The sequence below is a fragment of the Mesorhizobium sp. WSM4904 genome, assembly GCF_029674545.1.
In the GTDB taxonomy this organism is placed as follows: domain Bacteria; phylum Pseudomonadota; class Alphaproteobacteria; order Rhizobiales; family Rhizobiaceae; genus Mesorhizobium.
In genome coordinates this window covers 6,407,785-6,421,622 of the sequence record NZ_CP121354.1, presented here as the reverse complement: position 1 = coordinate 6,421,622, position 13,838 = coordinate 6,407,785, and the positions used below count along the sequence as shown (strand labels likewise).

Here is a 13,838-nt window from a genome sequence, read left to right as displayed (position 1 = left end):
CTGTGCTCAGGTCCTGTGAACAGGGCGTGAGGTGGCTTCCCAGGCGCCGCCGATGTCGGCGAGCCGGGCCTCGATGCACTCGACGTCGAGCATGATCGTGCCGCCTCCGGAAAACACCAGTTCGATGATGCCGGCCGGCTTGCTGATCGCAACGAAGCTGATCGCCAGCAGCGAAAGCACCTCGGCCGGCTTGTCGCGGGCGATGCCGCTGGTCTTGGCGCCGAGCACCCGGTCGAAATGCAAAACACTTTGGCGCCGCTCGTTGTGCTGGCGAAACAAGCCGGACTTCGCCTCCCAGACGAAGCGGTTCATGCTCAGCACGAAGCGTTTGGCCGCCGGCAGGTATTCGAGGTCGGAGACCTTCATCACGGCGTCCTGAACATGGGCCGAGACGATGCTCAGGTCCTGGTCGTCGAGCGCGATGAGCTTGAGAGCGGCCATGCGGTATGCGCACCTGAAGGTTGACGGTTCAAGCTTCTGTTAGAACATGATCCCGAAAAGAGGAAACCGGTTTTGCTTTTCGCGGACCTGCGGTTCGGCAAAGATCATGCTCAAACAAAATTCTAGAGCGTGTCGAACTCGACAAAATCGAGATCAATCACGCTCTAGTGGGTCTTTTCCGCCGGTGCAACTCGCCCGAAACGGATGCGGCGAAGCGTCAGCCCGAAATCCGCTCGATCACCGCGCCGCAGCCGGAGAGCTTCTCCTCCAGCCGCTCGAAGCCGCGGTCGAGGTGGTAGACGCGGTTGACGACGGTCTCGCCTTCGGCGGCGAGGCCGGCAATCACCAGCGATACCGAGGCGCGCAGATCGGTCGCCATGACTGGCGCGCCTTTCAGCTTGGCGACACCGTCGACGATCGCCGTCTGGCCGGAAAGCGTGATGTGGGCGCCGAGGCGAGCAAGCTCCTGCACATGCATGAAGCGGTTCTCGAAGATCGTCTCGGTGATGCGGGACTTGCCCTTGGCCATCGTCATCAGGCCCATGAACTGCGCCTGCAGGTCGGTCGGGAACGCCGGGAAAGGCGCGGTGGTCACATCGACCGGCGCTATGCCGGCGCCGTTGCGCTTGACGCGGATGCCCTCATTGGTCGGCGTGATCTCGGCACCCGTCTCGGCGATGACGTCGAGGGCGCTCTGCAGCAGGTCGGGCCGCGCGCCGTCGAGCATCACGTCGCCGCCGGTCATCGCCACCGCCATGGCATAGGTGCCGGTCTCGATACGGTCGGGGATGACGCGCACGCGGGCGCCGGACAGCGCCTCGACGCCCTGGATGGTGATGGTGGAAGTGCCGGCGCCATGGATCTTGGCGCCCATGGCGATCAGGCATTCGGCGAGATTGACGATCTCCGGCTCGCGCGCGGCGTTTTCGAGCACCGTCTCGCCCTTGGCGAGCGAGGCCGCCATCATCAGCACGTGCGTGGCGCCGACCGACACTTTCGGGAACACGTAGCGATTGCCGTGGAGACGGCCGTTCTTCGTCTTGGCGATGACGTAGCCGTTGTCGACGTCGAGCTCTGCGTCCAGTGCCTGCAGGCCCTCGAGGAACAGGTCGACCGGGCGCGTGCCGATGGCGCAGCCGCCGGGCAGCGACACCTTGGCCTCGCCCATGCGGGCAAGCAGCGGCCCGATGACCCAGAAGGAAGCCCGCATCTTCGACACCAGCTCGTAAGGCGCGGTGGTGTCGACGATGTTGCGGGCGGAAAAATTGATGGTGCGCGAATAGCCTTTCTGCTGGCTCTCGCGCCGGCCGTTGACGGAATAGTCGACGCCGTGATTGCCGAGGATGCGGATCAGTTGCTCGACATCGGCCAGATGCGGCACGTTCTCCAAGGTCAGCGTATCGTCGGTGAGCAGCGAGGCGATCATCAGCGGCAGCGCCGCGTTTTTGGCGCCCGAGATCGGAATGCTTCCGGCAAGCTCATTGCCGCCGACAATTCTGATGCGATCCATGAAAGAACGTCCCCTCGGCCCGGACGGGCCGGTTTCAATCGGTTGAGTATGTCCGGCTCTAGACTATTGGCCGGCGCGGTTCAAGAAATAGGATTTCCCCATCTGTGGACCAAGTGTGGTCGGCCAGTGTGGCTGATTTGAGTTACTTTTTCTGCATTTTTCCTGCAGACGGCAGGCCCTCCGGCCGCTGATCGGGATCGCAGGCGCGCTGCTTGTCAGCGTCGCACGCGCGCTGCTTGTCAGCGTCGCCGGCGCGCCGGGAGCGCGCCTGCGCCTTGCGTTTCTGCAGGTTGGCGCGCAACGCTTCGGCGAGGCGGTCCTGGCGCTCGCCGCCGCCCTTTTTCGGTGGATTTGCCTTGTCGTTCATCGTTCGTCCCCGCCGGCGTATAGCCGGCTCTGGTTCAGGCATAGTTATCATTGTGGTGCCGCCATGTCATGGAAGACTGCCTGGAAGCGGGCTCCACAGCTGTGGCGTTCGATGCATGCCGCCCGAAACCGCGCGGCGGTTTTGCGACAACGGCATGCGTCGTTTTTAAGGTTTTCTTGGCCTTGCGCTTGCCGGTTCATTATGGCAGAAGCGCCGCCATCGCAGGCTGCGGTAGCTCAGTGGTAGAGCACTCCCTTGGTAAGGGAGAGGTCGAGAGTTCAATCCTCTCTCGCAGCACCAGCCTATCCCATTGAAATCGCGGCCACGGCCGGCGTGCGGCGCACCGCTTGGTGAACCGGACAGAGCCTTTTCACGTCGACTTCAAAACATGCGTATCGTCGAATTCCGCAAGCTTCGGATACGCGATGGTCGGAGCATGAGCGAGGCTGAGGACGCGTTCACGGTAGCGATCGAGGCACGTCTGGCGCTCATCGTCGCTGATGCGCGCTGGTGCGTGCACCAGAAACGGCTCGATCACCGTGAAGCCGACAAAGTAGAGCATGCCGTGGTTGATTGGGAACAGGATCTCGGCGATTGGGCCGTTCAGGCCGCGGCTGGAATAGATCGGCGGCGGTCCGCCGATCGTGACGGAGCACATGGCGCGCTTTCCTGCGAAGACGCCGCGGTCATACCATTTGCCGCCGCCATAAATGCGGCCACCTGACGCGAACACCCGGTCGACCCAGCCCTTGAGGATCGCCGGCAGCCCGAACCACCAGAGCGGAAACTGCAGGATCAACGCATCGCACCAGAAAAGCTTGTCCATCTCCGCCTGGATGTCTGGAGCAAACCCGTCGTGGGCAGCCGCATTCGCCTCCTCGGCCTGCTGGCGGTAGTAGTTCGCATCGTGCACGGTCGTAAAGTTGCGGCGATCCGATACTGGATTGAAGCCCATGGCGTAGAGATCGGAGACGACCACTTCGTGTCCCGCCGTGGACAACGCCTCCTGCGCTGTGCGGGTGAGGGCGCCATTGAAGCTGTCGGGCTCGGGGTGGGCGTGAACGATGAAGATGTGCACCGTGCTTTTCCCACCCGGTCGGAATGTTCATTTTCTGGATGCCGAAAGGGCTCGCTCGGCGACATAGTCGAGCGAGAAGACACCGGCGCCGCGTGACAGCACCAGAAGCAGCAGCGACGCCCACAGCAGATGCTCCGCCCAGTTCTCTGGATAGACGAAGATCTGGATGACGGAGACCACGCCGATCAGCATCAGCGCGCCGAGACGCGAGAAGGCCCCAAAGAAGACCAGAACCGAGCCCGTGAGTTCGGCGGCGGTCGCCAATGGCGCCGCGATCGACGGATCGATGAATGGCAGATTGTATTCGTTGGCGAAGAGCTGCAGCGTGACCGGCCAGGATGCCAGCTTGCTCTGCGCCGATTGCCAGAAGACATGGGCCACCGCCACGCGCGCGGCGAGCTGAACCAATGAGAACGGAATGTGTTCGGGCAGCTTGATGATACGCCTGTAGAGGCCGACAAAGCCGGCCGGGTTGGACGAGGATTGCTCCGATATTGCGGTCATAACCGTCTCCGTCAGTTTGAAGGGGAATTCGAGGCGACCCGCACGTCGGTGACGAGCCTGTCGCGGAACAGACGCACAAGGGCCGAAACCAGGTCGAAGGCCGGGTCGAGCGCCAAGGCGCGGCCAGTGGCATGCTCGAGGCCCAAACCATGCTTTAGCGAATGCCAGAAAGCGAAGCTCGCGCGGTCGAGCAGAAAAAGCCGCACATAGTTTCCCGATCGCCACAACGCCACGCGTTCGGGGCGCCTTGCCCAGGTGATGTTTTCGTCGACCGCCGTCTCCTGTTGATGCGCCATCCATACCGACAGGATCGACCAGTGCGAGACGATCAGGCGCAGCGAGGGTTGGAGCAGGATATCCGGCGAGAGCCCGAGGTCGGTGTTGTCGTATTCTGCGAGGCTGCGGGCCGGCAGCGAAGCCGTATCGAGCGCCTCGGCGATGGCCCATTCGAGCCGCGCCGTTTCGGCGACGATCGGCATGTCGGACAGCGTGTCGATCGTCTTGAGGAAGCGCGGGAAGCCGGCACCATAGCGCGCAAGGCGCGATTCAACCGGCGGATGGCGTCGAATGAACTCGCACGCCGCATAGCGGAAGAACCGTTCGTCCACCAGGCGAACGGTGACAGGAAACACCGCCATCAGCACCGCGGTGAGCGAGCTGCGCGTATTGTTCTGGTAGATGCGCAGGCGCGCCCGTGGATCGGCCTTGCCGGCGGTCAGCATTTTCGCGAAAATCATTGGTTCGGTAGCAAGCACCGAGCGCGCCATGGTGGTCTGCAGGTGTTCAAGCGGCAGCATCGTATCGTCCCTCCATCGGCGTTAAGGCGTTCGACATGGCAGGCCCGGCCTTGGCCGCAGCAAATGCCGCGAGAACAGGCATGCTGGTCCTCACGTTTTCAAAGGGGGTAGGGGGTACGGAACGGGGCGTGGCTGCCGCGGCCTGTCTCGCAGCCTGCTTGCGGCTGAACATGATCGAAGCGGTGAGCATGTCGGCCCACATGGCTTCGCCAAGCAGCACATCGAGAACCGGAACGTCGGTGTCCCACTCGATCAACGTCGGGCGTGGCCCGAGCCGATCTATGGCGTGCTCATAGAGAGCCCAGACGGCCGGCGGCACGCGCGAACCATGGTCGTCGATGAGCACGGTATCGGTTCCGACCCGATTGGTGGCATGACCGGCAAGATGGATCTCGCCGATAGCCTGCTCAGGCAGCGCGTCGATGAAGGCCTTGGCGTCATACTGCAGGTTGTGCGCCGAGACATGGACGTTGTTGACGTCCAGCAGCAGGCCGCAGCCGGTCCGCTCAACGAGCTCGGCCAGGAACTCGGCCTCGTTCATCGAGGAGTCCGCAAACGCGACATAGGCAGACAGGTTTTCGATCAGCACCTGCCGCTTCAATGTTTCCTGGACGGTATCGACATTGCGCGCGACGATCGCCAGCGCCTCTTCGTCGTAGCGCAGAGGCAGCAGATCGTTGAGGTAGGCGCCGTCGGCGACGCTCCAGGCCAGATGCTCGGAAACGAGATCGGGCTGGAAGCGCTCGCAGACCCTGCGCAGTCGCTCCAGATGATCGCGGTCCAAGCCTCGCGCGCTGCCCAGCGACAGGCCGACGCCATGCACCGACAGCGGATAGGTCTGGCGCAGCCGCTCCAGCGCCTCGACGCCTGCGCCGTCCCCCATGTAGTTCTCGGCATGAACCTCCAGCCAGCCGGCCGAGGGTCGCCTGGTCAGCATTTCGTTGATGTGGGGGGAGCGAAGACCGATGCCCGCCGATGCGGGGATCGCGAGGGGCTGAAACGCACGGGACATCGGTCTGCTCCATTCTGGAGGGTTGGCAAGAAGTCTGGATCGTTCAGGCTTTCGGCTTGTCGCTGCCGCCCGCGATCTTGGCGCAGCTGCCGGCGGGCACGTAGAGCCAGGAATCCGGCTGGTTGTCGGCGGTCGCGGTGCCGGCGCAGGAATGCGTCGCGGTCTGGCAGTCGTTCTGGCCCGCCTTGACGACGCCGTAGCACTTCTCGAAGGCGAAGCTGGGCTTGGCGGCGGGGCCGCTATAGGCCGCCGTCGCGGCAAGGGAAGTGGCGGCAGCGAGGGCCGATCCGATGAGGGTCTTGGTGTTGATCACAGGCTTGTCTCCTGGTTGGCGTTTCGAGAGAAAGACCGGCCTTGGGCCCGTCTGCAAAATCAGTCTCTCCGATCGGGGTGCCGAGCTGAAATGCTGTCTCGGCATGGAATTGATACGCAGTCACTATGTCCCGGGAGGCGACGCGAAAAAGCCCTCCGGCGGGAGACACCGGAGGGCTTGGCGCCTGCATTCGGGAGTATGCGAAGCAGGCGCGGCTAGGCGGGAGCGAGGCGCCTAGACGTATCGTCTTTCGCAGCCTGCGGCCGTGGTTGCATCGGTGCGGAGGGGATCAGCGGCAAGCCAGTCTGCTGCACGCTGCCGCCCCCTGTCGCGCATGTCGGTCAGTTCGCCCCAGTCGATCCACGGCCGCAGGAGCAGCGGAGCTCCGGTACGGTATCGACTGTCGAATATGGTGTGAACCGGCGCACATTTGGTCACGCAATGACTGGCTGCGAGGCTGCGGTCCGGACACGGTGTGGTGAACACGGACGGTCTGCCGGTGACAACCAGGCGATGGCGAGCTTCAGGTGATAGGACAGGTGGCGACTGCAAAACGTCGCCGTCACCCCAATAAATGTCGCCGTCGATCTCGACAGGCAGCGAGAGGAAGGGGATCGTAGCCGCCGCCACGATCGCATCGATGGACAACTGGTCGCTTGTGAATACCTTCATCGCATCCGTGCGCGCGTTGACGACCATGACGCCAAGTTTCACCGGGCAGTCTTCGGCACGGATTTGCTCGAGGTCGATTGACTGTTCCAGGACGGATCGAAGCAGGCTGGCTCTGCCGTCGGCGAAAATCGAGGCGTGGCTGACGCGCCGCCAGAAATTGGCGAGCGCCGTCCGCGCGCCGCGCCTGCCGCCGACGCTGAGGCCATAGGCAAAGACCGCCGCCTCCATCGCTGCAAAGCCCGACGCGGTGACGCCGCTGACGCTGCAGCTCGGCTCGTCCAGCAGGCGATCGAGCACGCCCCAGACGAAAGCGCCATGTGCATCGTTTGCCAGCACGATGTCGATCGTCCGGTTTTCCATACCAAGATCCGCGACTGACGCGATGGCTTGGTCTGTTCTCGTTGCGGGCTGGGTAAGCATCGTTTGGTCTCCATCCCAAGATTGTCGACAAGGCGACTGGAGAGAGACTGCCGCATCTTCTTGTTCAGCCGAAATGCCAAGGTGGCATGAAGTCCATAGGCAGATTGCATTGGCTGCCGGTCCTCGTGCGCCGCACTCTTCCTCCGATCAGGCCAGACGATGAACGCTGCTTTGGCGCCGTTGCTGGAGCCGCGGCCTGGAACCGGAGGACAAATGATGAGAGCAAAACTCACCTGCATGGCGGCGCTTGCCATGAGTCTTGGCGCAAATCCGGCGTCCGCCGACCCCTTCAGCGATCTTGCCGCATTGCCGACGTTCTACACGGACGCCGCGATGAAGACGATGAAACCTATGGCTGGGTTCAAGAAGGCCTGGTTCGCCATGCCGAAGCACGACCGCGTCAAGATGACGAAGGCGTGCAACGACCCGGCGATGAGCAAACCCCACGCCCGGTTTTGCGCCAATGTGCTTGCTTTGGGCGGAGCCAATTAGCGGTGCTCGCCGAGCACCCTCGGAATGCAGAACCGGCATAAACTCCATTCTCAGGTGGCATTGGCGAGTTGAGCGCCGGATGAAGCAAAGTCCACCTCGGCAAGCGGAAACAATAGAGTTCAAAAATGCTGCCGGTCATCAGCGCGGTCGTCAAAGGGGCGATTGCACAACTCCTAAGAAGGATCCTACCATGAATATCAAAGCTATCTGCATCGGCGCATTTGCACTTTCCATGCTCGGCGGCGTTGCGTTCGCCGGCGCGCTCGACGAGCCGTCCAACATGCAGCCCTTCTTCACCGATTCCGGCATGCAGACGATGAAGTCGAGTGCCGATTTCGAGGTCGCGTGGAAAGCCACGCCGAAGACCACCCAGGACGCGATGATGAAGGAATGCAACGACGCCGCCATGAGCAAACCGCACGCCCAGTTCTGCGCCCAGCTCTTCGCCCTCGGCCACCACAGCTGATACTCCCGGACGGCGACCATTATCGGACGCTTCGATGGCGGGTCTCCTGGCCCGCCATCTGTCATGACGAAACGCTATCGACTTTATAGCCCCCCTGCATTGGCGTGATGGAATGCATTGCGGCAGGGTTCGAGCCTGCAGATGCACCGATGCAGTTGAGGGACGACCCGCATGGACATTCATCACATCCGCTACTTCCTGGCCGTGTGCGAGACACGAAACTTCACGCGCGCCGGCGAGAAGTGCAACGTCACCCAGCCGGCGCTGTCTCGCGCAATCCAACAGCTGGAGGATGAAGTCGGCGGCTTGCTGTTTCGCCGCGAAAGAAACCTGACACATCTGACGGATCTGGGTGCGCTTCTTCGGCCACGATTTCAGCAGATACTCGACGAGGTGACCGGCGTTCGGCAGGAGGCATCGAGGTTCCTGTGCCTGGAAAACGCAAATCTGAAGGTCGGGGTCATGTGCACCATTGGCCCGCGTCGGTTCACCGGTCTGCTGGCGGATTTCAACAGGCGCCAGCAGGGCATTCAGTTGCAACTGGTGGAAGGCGTGCCAGCCTCTTTATCGCAATTGCTGGAAGCGGGTGAAATCGATGTTGCCATCATGGCGTCCAGCAACAGTTTTCCGGAACGCTTCGACGTCACTCCGCTCTATCGGGAGCGGTTCGTTCTGGCCTTCCCCAACGGCCATCGGCTGGCCCGCAACGACAATGTCGCCATCTCCGAGCTTGACGGCGAGAACTATCTGAGACGCCTGAACTGCGAGTATCGGGACTACCTTGCCGGCCTCTGCAATGAGCGTGGCGTGAAGCTCAGGATTTCCTACGCCAGCGAACGCGAGGACTGGATCCAGAACATGGTTTCCGGCGGGCTCGGGATTTGTTTCATCCCGGAGTTTAGCGCCGTTATCCCGGGTCTGCAAATCAGGCCTGTCATCGATCCTGAAGTCTGGCGGGAGGTCTCGCTGGTCGTCGTGGCGGGGCGCCGGTTCTCGCCGGCGACATCGACTTTCGTGAACAGCGTCAAGGCGCACAGCTGGCCGGAAAGCGGCATCGACCTGTCGGTCAGGAAGACCGCTGCGTAAAGCATGTCTCCCGAAAGTGGGAATCGGTTTCGCGACAAAGACATGCGCAAAATCAAAAGCCTAAAGCGCATGGAGCGAATCCGAAGGATCGCGACGCGCTTTAGCAGATCGAAGTGAAAGTCTAAATCTGCGACTGACTTAGTTGCGGAGATGATCGCGTTGGTGCGGTCACCCGCTATAGTTTTCAGGTATCGATTTAAGAGCCAGTTAGCATTTCTCTTTCTCCGAGGCTCCAGTCACTCTCCTTGCCATGCCCCGCCTCCCGCGATTGGGCACCGAAAAAGGAGAAATAGACATGGCTTCCAGGACTATTGCATTGCAGGCGCCGCTGAAGCTGGTGCTGACACTCGGGCTTCTTACCGCGACCGCTGCGTTTTCCGCAGCCCCGGCTTCCGCCGGCGACTGCCCCGCCGGTCAGGCCGCTACGGCCGACATCCAGGAACATCCCAGCAAGCCGGTCGGCGTGACCGATACGGTCCTTTCCGCAATCGATCTCAGCTCGAAGGGCGAAGCCTGGAAGGGCAACATGCTGCGCCTGCGCAAGCTCGTCGTTCAGCCGGGCGGCGTCGTGCCGTGGCATGAGCACACGGTTCGTCCCGCCAACATCATCGTCGTCGAAGGCTCGATCACTGAGTACGCCAGCACCTGCAAGGTCGGCATCGAGCATGCGGCCGGCGACGTGACCGCCGAGTTCGGTCAGCTCGCCCACTGGTGGAAGAACAACGGCAAGGTTCCGGCCGTGCTCTATTCCGCCGACATCCTGCCGCCTGCGATGCACAACGATCACATGATGTGATCCCCGCCTTGGGCGAACTCTTCCCGACTGCAATCGAAAGCGCGTCCTCGGGCGATCGCCTGGGGACGTGGCGAAACGGAGTGCTGCCATGACGACAACCGAACACACCGAACCGACAGCGCTGCGCATGGCAGCCGCAGACGGCTGGCGTTTCGGCATCATTGCGGTGATCGCATTTTTGACGCTTGTCGACCTCTTCGCCACCCAGGCCATTCTGCCTTCGCTGGTGGTCAGGTTCGGCGTCAGCCGCGCCACCATGGGATTTGCCGTCAACGCCAGCACGTTCGGCATGGCGCTCGCCGGCATCGCAGTCGCGCTTTTCGGGCAAGGGCTCGATCGCCGCAACGGCATCTGGATGAGCCTCGTGGCACTGGCTGTCCCGACGACGCTGTTGTCGCAGACCGACAGCGTCGTCGTCTTCGCCCTGCTGCGCGTGGCGCAAGGCCTGTGCATGTCGACCGCCTTCACGCTGACGATGGCCTATCTCGCCGAGCATTTCTCGTCGCGGCAGGCAACAGGCGCGCTCGCCGCCTATGTGACCGGCAATGTCGCGAGCAACTTCTTCGGGCGGCTTATGTCCGCCGCTGTCGCCGACACGTTCGGCATCTCCACGAATTTCCTCACATTCGCCGCCCTCAACCTGATCGGCGCGGCGCTTGTTTGGGCGACGCTGCAAAAGACTTCCCGAATGATGCGCGCGAGCGCCGACGGCGGCCATTCACGCAGTGCCTGGAAAGGCCTTTTGGCAAACGCCGAGCTGCGCGCCTGCTTCGGTATCGGTTTCCTCATTCTGTTCGTCTTCATCGGAACTTTCACCTATGTGAACTTCCAGTTGGTTGCGGCGCCTTTGTCGCTGACTCCGATGGCGCTGGGCGCGGTCTATTTCGTCTTCCTGCCGTCGATGCTGACCACTCCGCTCGCCGGGCGTGTGGCCTCGGGTCTCGGTCCGAGGGTAGGGGTTGGCGCGACGCTTGGGCTGGCGATTGCCGGCCTGCTTCTGCTGCTCACACCCAAACTTCCGATTGTCCTTGCCGGGATGGCGCTGGTCGCCATCGGCACCTTCCTGGCGCAGGCGATCGCCACCGGACATGTCAGCCGAACGGCATCGCGCGACCGCGCCGCGGCAAGCGGGATCTATCTCGCGTCCTACTATGCGGGAGGGCTCGCCGGCAGCTTCGTCATCGGACAGATCTATGACCGGATTGGCTGGACGGCCTGCGTGGCCGCGCTGGCGGCAGTCCTTGTGGCCGCGATTGCGGTCGCGCGGGCACTGAAGACACCAACAACATGACGATCGGAAAGCGATCGGCCGTGAGGCCATCCGCTCTGGCGAGATCGCGCAAGAATCTCAATGAACTAGCCAACCACTGACCCCAACGGAGACTGAGATGACTACCTACCTGAAAACCCTGATCACCGGTGCCGCCATGCTGATGGCGGTCGTCCTCCCGGCGGCCGCCTCGGACGGCGTCGTCACGGTGAAGAGCGACTATTCCGTCGCCGAGACCGTCGCCCGCATCAAGAAGGACGTCCTCAAGAAGGGCCTCATGTTCTTCGGCGTGATCGACCAGGCAAAGCTCGGCAACAAAGCCGGCAACGACGTCAAGCCGTCACGGCTCGTGATGTTCGGCAATCCGGCGCTCGGCACGACTTTCATCACCTCGAATCCCGAGGCCGGCCTGGACTGGCCGGTGCGCGTGCTGGTCTACCAGACCGGAGACGGCGCGGTTTACGCCGCCTACAGCGATTTCGATTGGATTGCCAAACGGCACGGCATCACCGACCGCAGTGCGCAGTTCAAAATGGCGACCGAGGTCATTCAGTCCGTGACCTCGTCGATCAGGAAAAACTGATCAGCGCGACGCGCTGGAAGTCCTTCGAAACCCTGCGAGGCTGCCTGCATCGCGCGGCGAAGTCACTCGGCGGCGGACAATGCCTTTGCCCGCTCGCCGAACCATTTCTTCTGGGTGGCTTCGCGGACCAGCGCGCCGACCGCCGGCGAATGCCTGCGGCCGCGCACCGTGACGAGATTTACGTCGCGCCAGAATTCCGGCTCGGTGATCGGCAATGCCGCTACGCCCGGGTGCTTGGCGGTGTGCTCGGGCATGAACCCGAAACCGAGTCCGGCCGCGATCATGGCGAGTGTCCAGTCGTCGCGGTCGCTCCAATAGACGGGGCTGACCGTGACGCCCTGCTGGGCAAGGATGGCATCAGCGTAGCCGGCAAATTCGCAGTTGTTGCGGTGAATGTAGCTTTCATTGCTCATGTCCTTCACCCGCACGACCCGCTGATTGGCCAGACGATGAGCCAGATGGACCGCCATCACCATCTGCTCGCGAAACAGCGGCAGCGCGTGCACTTCCTCGTCGGGAACGTCCGAAGGCAATGCGTAGATGGCGGCCTCGAGATCGCCTTCGAGCAGCCTTCGCCGGAGGCTCGCGGCGTCTGAATCGCAAAGGTGGAGTTCCACGCCGGGGTGATGGCCACGAACAGCCGCGATCAGTTCGATGATTTCGTCCGGAGCGATCGTGCTCATGATGCCAAGCCTGAGCGGCATCCTTTTCAGGTTCACATACTGCTCGGCAATCTGCTTTGCCTGGCGGGAGTTCTCGAACACGCCCTCGAGATACGTCTCCACCATGCGGCCGAGCTCGGTGAGATGGGTGAAGCGGCGCTCGCGGTGAAAAAGCGCCCCGCCGAATTCATCCTCCAGCAGCTTGATGGCGCGCGAAAGCGCCGGCTGCGTGACGTTGCACTGCTCGGCCGCCCTGGTGAAATTCAGCTCCTTGGCGACGGCCAAGAAATATCTGACCTGGCTGATCTCCACTGCACGCTTCCCCTGGAACGTGCTTGCCGCACGGCCCGCGTTGCCGGGCGATCTTACTAGCTGCCCCAAGGTCAAACAACCCAGCTTGCGGAACTGCCTCGTGGCCACGCCGATCACACCGCCAGCTATCGAATCCATGTCTCAACGGCATTTCCGCAGCTTCGGGAGGCTCGCCATACTGATCGCGAGAACCACGAACGGTGGGCTTGCCGTCCGTCGTTCGCAACCGGTGGCAGGTCACTGCGGCCACGGCTTCGACAGAAGGAAACGATGATGCTCACAGCAAAGACGGCTCTCATCACAGGTTCGACCAGCGGCATCGGGCAAGGCATCGCGGAGGCCTTCGCGGCCAAGGGCTGCAACGTCGTTCTGAACGGTTTCGGCGATGCCGCCGAGATCGAGCTGCTTCGGTCAAGGCTCGCCGCCGACCACGGGGTGATCGTGCGCTACGACAATGCCGACATGAGCAAAGGCGCGGCGATTACCGCGATGATGGACAAGGCTATCGCCGAATTCGGCGCGGTCGACATCCTGGTCAACAACGCCGGCATTCAGCACGTGGCGCCGATCGACGATTTCCCGATCGAAAAGTGGGAAGCGGTCGTGGCGATCGACCTCATTTCGTCCTTCTACACGATCCGCCGTGCTCTGCAGGCGATGAAGGCGCGCAAATGGGGCCGCATCATCAATGTCGCGTCCGCCCACGCCCTCGTCGCCTCGCCATACAAATCCGCCTATGTCGCCGCCAAGCACGGCATGGCCGGCCTGACCAAGACGGTCGCGCTCGAGGTCGCCGAACAGGGCATAACGGTCAATGCCGTCTGTCCCGGCTACGTGCTCACGCCGCTCGTCGAAAAGCAGATTCCGGATACGGCCAGGGCCCGCGGGATCAGCGAAGAGCAGGTGATCAAGGATGTTCTGTTGGCTGCGCAGCCGACCAAGCAGTTCGTGACGGTGGAGCAGGTCGCAGCGCTCTGCCTTTTCCTGGCGTCGGACGACGCGGCCTCGATCACCGGCGCCATCATGCCGATCGAAGGCGGCTGGACCGCCCACTAGA

General features: G+C 62.6%; 17 protein-coding genes and 1 tRNA gene. 8 read left to right on the top strand and 10 right to left on the bottom strand.

All coding sequences use genetic code 11. The features are described from left to right. Positions 1 to 6: 6 nt before the first annotated feature. The 3 genes from QAZ47_RS31030 to QAZ47_RS31020 form a co-directional block, all read right to left on the bottom strand. Entirely contained in the window at positions 7 to 441 is a 435-nt protein-coding gene (locus tag QAZ47_RS31030) for a DUF2948 family protein (RefSeq protein WP_278204732.1), read from the bottom strand. Between the two features lie 217 nt (positions 442 to 658). Further along, positions 659 to 1,951 carry a UDP-N-acetylglucosamine 1-carboxyvinyltransferase gene (gene murA, locus QAZ47_RS31025; protein WP_278075426.1) on the bottom strand — a complete coding sequence of 431 codons (1,293 nt, stop codon included), beginning with the start codon at positions 1,949 to 1,951 and terminating at the stop codon, positions 659 to 661. A gap of 142 nt (positions 1,952 to 2,093) precedes the next feature. Then, positions 2,094 to 2,318 carry a hypothetical protein gene (locus tag QAZ47_RS31020; protein WP_278231933.1) on the bottom strand — a complete coding sequence of 75 codons (225 nt, stop codon included), beginning with the start codon at positions 2,316 to 2,318 and terminating at the stop codon, positions 2,094 to 2,096. A gap of 225 nt (positions 2,319 to 2,543) precedes the next feature. Here QAZ47_RS31020 and QAZ47_RS31015 point away from each other — a divergent pair. Then, positions 2,544 to 2,618 (top strand) — tRNA-Thr (locus tag QAZ47_RS31015). A 70-nt stretch (positions 2,619 to 2,688) separates the two neighbouring features. On the opposite strand, the gene QAZ47_RS31010 is transcribed toward QAZ47_RS31015, so the two are convergent. From QAZ47_RS31010 to QAZ47_RS30985, 6 genes are all read right to left on the bottom strand, one after another. Continuing rightward, positions 2,689 to 3,396: an NAD(P)H-dependent oxidoreductase gene (locus QAZ47_RS31010; protein WP_278231932.1), complete on the bottom strand. Its 708-nt coding sequence runs from the start codon at positions 3,394 to 3,396 to the stop codon at positions 2,689 to 2,691. Between the two features lie 27 nt (positions 3,397 to 3,423). Next, positions 3,424 to 3,900, bottom strand: coding sequence for a DoxX family protein (locus QAZ47_RS31005; RefSeq protein ID WP_278231931.1), 477 nt, complete (start codon positions 3,898 to 3,900; stop codon positions 3,424 to 3,426). 11 nt (positions 3,901 to 3,911) lie between these two features. After that, positions 3,912 to 4,697 carry a DNA-binding domain-containing protein gene (locus tag QAZ47_RS31000; RefSeq protein WP_278231930.1) on the bottom strand — a complete coding sequence of 262 codons (786 nt, stop codon included), beginning with the start codon at positions 4,695 to 4,697 and terminating at the stop codon, positions 3,912 to 3,914. Continuing rightward, positions 4,684 to 5,709 (bottom strand): DUF692 domain-containing protein, encoded by a 1,026-nt coding sequence (locus tag QAZ47_RS30995; RefSeq protein WP_278231929.1) that lies wholly within the window; start codon positions 5,707 to 5,709, stop codon positions 4,684 to 4,686. Before QAZ47_RS30995 ends, QAZ47_RS31000 begins: the two co-directional genes overlap by 14 nt. A 43-nt stretch (positions 5,710 to 5,752) precedes the next feature. Beyond that, positions 5,753 to 6,022, bottom strand: a complete 270-nt coding sequence (locus QAZ47_RS30990; RefSeq protein WP_278204726.1) for a DUF2282 domain-containing protein — start codon at positions 6,020 to 6,022, stop codon at positions 5,753 to 5,755. Between the two features lie 234 nt (positions 6,023 to 6,256). Then, positions 6,257 to 7,114, bottom strand: a complete 858-nt coding sequence (locus QAZ47_RS30985) for a hypothetical protein (protein ID WP_278231928.1) — start codon at positions 7,112 to 7,114, stop codon at positions 6,257 to 6,259. Between the two features lie 237 nt (positions 7,115 to 7,351). On the opposite strand from QAZ47_RS30985, the gene QAZ47_RS30980 reads away from it, so the two are divergent. The 6 genes from QAZ47_RS30980 to QAZ47_RS30955 all read left to right on the top strand — a co-directional run bounded on the left by QAZ47_RS30980 (position 7,352) and on the right by QAZ47_RS30955 (position 11,807). Beyond that, a complete protein-coding gene (locus QAZ47_RS30980; protein ID WP_278231927.1) occupies positions 7,352 to 7,606 on the top strand; it encodes a hypothetical protein in 255 nt (84 codons plus the stop codon). 190 nt (positions 7,607 to 7,796) lie between these two features. Further along, positions 7,797 to 8,072, top strand: coding sequence for a hypothetical protein (locus QAZ47_RS30975; protein WP_278204723.1), 276 nt, complete (start codon positions 7,797 to 7,799; stop codon positions 8,070 to 8,072). Between the two features lie 171 nt (positions 8,073 to 8,243). Next, positions 8,244 to 9,158: a LysR family transcriptional regulator gene (locus QAZ47_RS30970; protein ID WP_041002773.1), complete on the top strand. Its 915-nt coding sequence runs from the start codon at positions 8,244 to 8,246 to the stop codon at positions 9,156 to 9,158. A gap of 295 nt (positions 9,159 to 9,453) precedes the next feature. Beyond that, positions 9,454 to 9,954 carry a cupin gene (locus tag QAZ47_RS30965; protein WP_278231926.1) on the top strand — a complete coding sequence of 167 codons (501 nt, stop codon included), beginning with the start codon at positions 9,454 to 9,456 and terminating at the stop codon, positions 9,952 to 9,954. An 88-nt stretch (positions 9,955 to 10,042) separates the two neighbouring features. Then, positions 10,043 to 11,245, top strand: coding sequence for an MFS transporter (locus tag QAZ47_RS30960; protein WP_278231925.1), 1,203 nt, complete (start codon positions 10,043 to 10,045; stop codon positions 11,243 to 11,245). 97 nt (positions 11,246 to 11,342) lie between these two features. Next, positions 11,343 to 11,807, top strand: coding sequence for a DUF302 domain-containing protein (locus QAZ47_RS30955; RefSeq protein ID WP_278231924.1), 465 nt, complete (start codon positions 11,343 to 11,345; stop codon positions 11,805 to 11,807). Positions 11,808 to 11,869: 62 nt separating this feature from the next. Here the strand turns inward: QAZ47_RS30955 and QAZ47_RS30950 are convergent, their stop codons facing one another. Then, positions 11,870 to 12,781, bottom strand: coding sequence for a LysR family transcriptional regulator (locus QAZ47_RS30950; RefSeq protein ID WP_278075414.1), 912 nt, complete (start codon positions 12,779 to 12,781; stop codon positions 11,870 to 11,872). Positions 12,782 to 13,054: 273 nt separating this feature from the next. Between QAZ47_RS30950 and QAZ47_RS30945 the strand changes: the two genes are divergently transcribed. Beyond that, positions 13,055 to 13,837 carry a 3-hydroxybutyrate dehydrogenase gene (locus QAZ47_RS30945; RefSeq protein WP_278231923.1) on the top strand — a complete coding sequence of 261 codons (783 nt, stop codon included), beginning with the start codon at positions 13,055 to 13,057 and terminating at the stop codon, positions 13,835 to 13,837. The last annotated feature ends 1 nt before the right edge of the window (position 13,838 follow it).